Origin of the sequence: Bradyrhizobium sp. (assembly GCF_030654605.1) — a bacterium.
GTDB lineage: Bacteria > Pseudomonadota > Alphaproteobacteria > Rhizobiales > Xanthobacteraceae > Bradyrhizobium.
This window is the reverse complement of the sequence record NZ_JAURXB010000243.1, coordinates 1-4,194: the sequence shown is the minus strand read 5'-3', so window position 1 is coordinate 4,194 and position 4,194 is coordinate 1. Positions and strand designations below refer to the sequence as shown.

Genomic DNA, 4,194 nt, shown 5'->3' with positions numbered 1-4,194 from the left:
GCGCACGGGTTTGGCCTGGTCAAATTCTTTCCGGCCGAGCAATCCGGCGGTATCAAGGCCCTTCGCGCCCTGGCAGGGCCGTTTCCCGACATGCGGTTCTGCCCGACCGGCGGGATTGGCGAGGCCAATGCGGCGACGTGGCTGGCTGAATCGAATGTGGTTGCGGTCGGCGGTTCCTGGCTGTGTCCGGCCGTGGATATCCGGTCCGGCAACTGGGCCGGCATAACCGCCATGTGCAATCGGGCCATGAAATCGCTGAAACCGGCGTGAAGTCCGTTCGCCGATGGGCTACATAACACCCCGAGCAAGACAGGGAGAATGACCATGACAGCCAGCATCGTCGGATGGGCGCACACGCCATTCGGCAAGTTCGATACCGAGACCGTCGAAAGCCTCGTGGTGAAGGTCGCCGTCGATGCGCTGGCCGACGCCGGCATTTCCGCAGGGGATGTCGACGAAATCGTGCTCGGGCATTTCAATGCCGGCTTCTCGCCGCAGGATTTTACCGCCTCGCTGGTGCTGCAGGCCGACCCCGCGCTGCGCTTCAAGCCGGCGACGCGTGTCGAAAACGCCTGCGCCACCGGATCGGCCGCGGTGCATCAGGGCATCCGGGCGATTGCCGCGGGTGCCGCCAAGATCGTGCTGGTGGTTGGCGTCGAGCAGATGACGCGGACGCCGCCGGCCGAAATCGGCCGTAACCTGTTGCGCGCGTCGTATCTGCCCGAGGACGGCGACACCCCCGGCGGCTTTGCCGGCGTGTTCGGCAAGATCGCGCAGGCCTACTTCCAGAAATATGGCGACCAGTCCGATGCGCTGGCGATGATCGCCGCCAAGAACCACAAGAACGGCGTGTCCAATCCCTATGCGCAGATGCGCAAGGATTTCGGCTATGAATTCTGCCGCTCCGAGAGCGAGAAGAATCCATTCGTCGCAGGACCCCTCAAGCGCACTGACTGTTCGCTGGTGTCGGACGGCGCCGCCGCATTGGTGCTGACCGATACGGAAACCGCGAAAACCATGGGCAAGGCGGTCCACATCCGCGCGACAGCGCATGCGCAGGATTTCCTGCCGATGTCGAAGCGCGACATCCTGCAGTTCGAAGGCTGCACCGTGGCATGGCAGCGCGCGCTGCAGTCGGCCGGCCTGCAACTGTCGGATCTCTCCTTTGTCGAAACCCACGACTGCTTCACCGTCGCCGAACTGATCGAATATGAAGCGATGGGCCTGACGCCGCGCGGGCAGGGCGCCCGCGCCATCAAGGAAGGCTGGACCCAGAAGGACGGCAAGCTGCCGATCAATCCCTCCGGCGGCCTGAAGTCCAAGGGCCACCCGATCGGCGCCACCGGCGTCTCCATGCATGTGATGAGCGCGATGCAACTGGTCGGCCAGGCGCCCGAGGGCATGCAGATCAGGAACGCGAAGCTCGCGGGAATTTTCAACATGGGCGGGGCGGCGGTCGCGAATTACGTGTCCGTGCTGGAGCCGACGAAGTCATAAGCTGTAGGGTGAGCAAAGGCGCGCTTGCGCCGTGCCCACCGCCTTGTTGATATTGAGAGATGGTGGGCACGCTTCGCTTTGCCCACCCTACGATCATGCGAAGTAAGCGGAGTTAACGGCTGAAGACGAAGTTGCGGGGGGTGATGGGGAAGTAAACTTTCTCGTCGTCCCTGCGAACGCAGGGACCCATAGCCACCGGCTCCTGTTATTCGCTGTGCCGCTGGCCACATCCTTAAATCGCAACTTCACGGCGTATGGGTCCCTGCGTTCGCAGGGACGACGGAAGAGCGGCGCGCTTCCGCACGCATACGCCCATACCCGCCACGCCCTTGCACTTCCCGACCTGCTGCCGTTACTAGACCCGAGAAGCAAAATCGCGGCGGAAATCGTCGCATCGGGAGCAAACCACGCCATGGGACCACTCGAGGGCATCAAGGTCATCGACATGACGACCGTGCTGATGGGGCCCTATGCCACCCAGATGCTCGGCGACTACGGCGCCGACGTCATCAAGATCGAGAACCCCGATGGCGACGTGACGCGGCAGATCGGCCCGACCCGGCATCCCGGCATGGGCCCGGTGTTCCTCAACACCAATCGCAGCAAGCGCAGCATCGTCCTCGACCTGAAGAAGCCGGCCGGGCGCGACGCCGTGCTGCGGCTGATCGCGAGCGCCGATGTGCTGGTCTACAATGTCCGTCCGCAGGCGATGGCGCGGCTGCAACTCGGCTATGACGCGGTCTCGAAGGTCAATCCCAAGCTGATCTATGCCGGCGTGTTCGGGTTCGGCCAGGACGGTCCCTATGCCGCAAAACCCGCTTATGACGATCTGATCCAGGGCGCCACCGCGCTTCCCGCGCTGATGGCGCAGACCAGCGACGGCGTGCCGCGCTATGTGCCCAATGCGCTGGTTGACCGCATCGTGGGTTTGACGGCGGTCGGCGCCATCTGCGCCAGCCTGGTGCATCGCGATCGTACCGGACGCGGCCAGCGCGTCGACATTCCGATGTTCGAGACCATGGCGGGCTTTGTCATGGGCGACCACATGGGCGGCCTGACCTACGAGCCGCCGCTCGACCAGGGCGGCTATGCGCGGCATTTGTCGCGCGACCGGCGGCCGTACAAGACGTCGGACGGCTACATCTGCGTGATCGTCTACAACGACAAGCAGTGGGAGAATTTCTTTGCGGCGACCGGACGTGATGACCTGCGCCACGACCCCAAATTTGCGACGTTCGCCGGCCGCGCCGTCAACATCGACACCGTCTATGCCGAACTCGCGCGTATTCTCGAGACCCGCACCACCGCCGAATGGACCGACCTGCTGGTCGAGGCCGATGTGCCCGTGATGCCGATGCACGACCTCGCGGGCATGTTGCAGGACCCGCATCTGGTGGCGACCGACTTCTTTCCCGTGGTCGATCATCCGACCGAAGGAAAAATCCGCAACATGAAGGTCGCCGCCACCTGGTCGGATACGCCGGTCGAGCCGGCGGCGCGGCTGGCGCCGCGTCTCAACGAACACGGCGAGGAAATTCTCAGGAGTGCCGGCTATTCCGTCGACGAGATCGCATCACTGGTCCGCGACGGCGTCACCATACCGGCGCCCGCCACGAGGAATTGAGCCATGGATTTCGCACTCACCGCCAACCAGGAATCGATCCGCGATGCGATCGGCAAGATCTGCACCCGGTTCGACGACGCTTATTGGCTGAAGAAGGACAAGGAGGGCGGCTATCCCGCCGACTTCCACCGCGCGCTGGCCGATGCCGGCTGGCTCGGCATCTGCATCCCCGAGGAATATGGCGGCTCGGGTCTGGGCATCACCGATGCCGCGATCATGATGCGGACGATTGCCGAATCCGGCGCCGGCATGTCCGGCGCCTCCGCCGTACACATGAACGTGTTCGGGCTCAATCCCGTCGTGGTGTTCGGAACCGACGAGCAGCGCCGGCGAATGCTGCCGGGAATCGTCGATGGTCGCGATAAATCCTGCTTCGCCGTTACCGAGCCGAATACCGGCCTCAACACCACGCAGTTGAAGACGCGCGCGGTGCTGACCGGCGACAAGTACATCGTCAACGGCCAGAAAGTCTGGATCTCGACCGCACAGGTCGCCAACAAGATCCTGCTGCTGGCGCGCACCACGCCGCTGGAGGAGGCCAAGAACCCGACCCACGGCCTCAGCCTGTTCTATACCGACTTCGACAAGAAGCGCGTCGCGGTGCATGAGATCGAGAAGATGGGCCGCAAGGCCGTCGACTCCAACGAGTTGTTCTTCGAGAATTTTGAAATTCCGGTCGAGGACCGGATCGGCGAGGAAGGCCGCGGTTTCGAATATATCCTGCACGGCATGAATCCGGAGCGCATCCTGATCGCCGCCGAAGCCGTCGGGCTCGGCAAGGTCGCGCTGAAGCGCGCCACCGACTACGCCAAGAGCCGCATCGTGTTCAACCGCCCGATCGGCAAGAACCAGGCGATCCAGCATCCGCTGGCGAAGAACTGGATGGAATTGGAAGCAGCGTGGCTGATGGTGATGTCGGCCGGCTGGCAATACGACCAGGGCCTGCCCTGCGGCCCCGCGGCCAATGCCGCGAAGTATCTCGCCGGCGAAGCCGGCTTCCAGGCCTGCGAGCAGGCCGTCATGACCCATGGCGGTTTTGGCTACGCCAAGGAATATCATGTCGAGCGCTATTT

The 4,194-nt window shown here is 63.7% G+C and carries 3 protein-coding genes and 1 pseudogene; all 4 read left to right on the top strand.

The window, feature by feature from the left end:
* Positions 1–270, top strand: a pseudogene (locus Q7U29_RS21975) (keto-hydroxyglutarate-aldolase/keto-deoxy-phosphogluconate aldolase); the annotation flags it as partial.
* 54 nt (positions 271–324) lie between these two features.
* Positions 325–1,497, top strand: coding sequence for an acetyl-CoA acetyltransferase (locus tag Q7U29_RS21970; RefSeq protein WP_304744762.1), 1,173 nt, complete (start codon positions 325–327; stop codon positions 1,495–1,497).
* A gap of 412 nt (positions 1,498–1,909) precedes the next feature.
* The gene (locus Q7U29_RS21965; protein WP_304744760.1) at positions 1,910–3,121 is read left to right on the top strand and encodes a CaiB/BaiF CoA-transferase family protein; all 1,212 of its coding nucleotides are present in this window, start codon (positions 1,910–1,912) and stop codon (positions 3,119–3,121) included.
* A gap of 3 nt (positions 3,122–3,124) precedes the next feature.
* Positions 3,125–4,194, top strand: a 1,070-nt coding sequence (locus Q7U29_RS21960; protein ID WP_304744758.1) for an acyl-CoA dehydrogenase family protein, incomplete at its 3' end; no start/stop codon positions are given.

Excerpts from the sequence above, each read along its gene's own strand:
- Q7U29_RS21970 (WP_304744762.1), top strand. The coding sequence starts at position 325 with ATGACAGCCAGCATCGTCGGATGGGCGCACACGCCATTCGGCAAGTTC.
- Q7U29_RS21965 (WP_304744760.1), top strand. The coding sequence starts at position 1,910 with ATGGGACCACTCGAGGGCATCAAGGTCATCGACATGACGACCGTGCTG.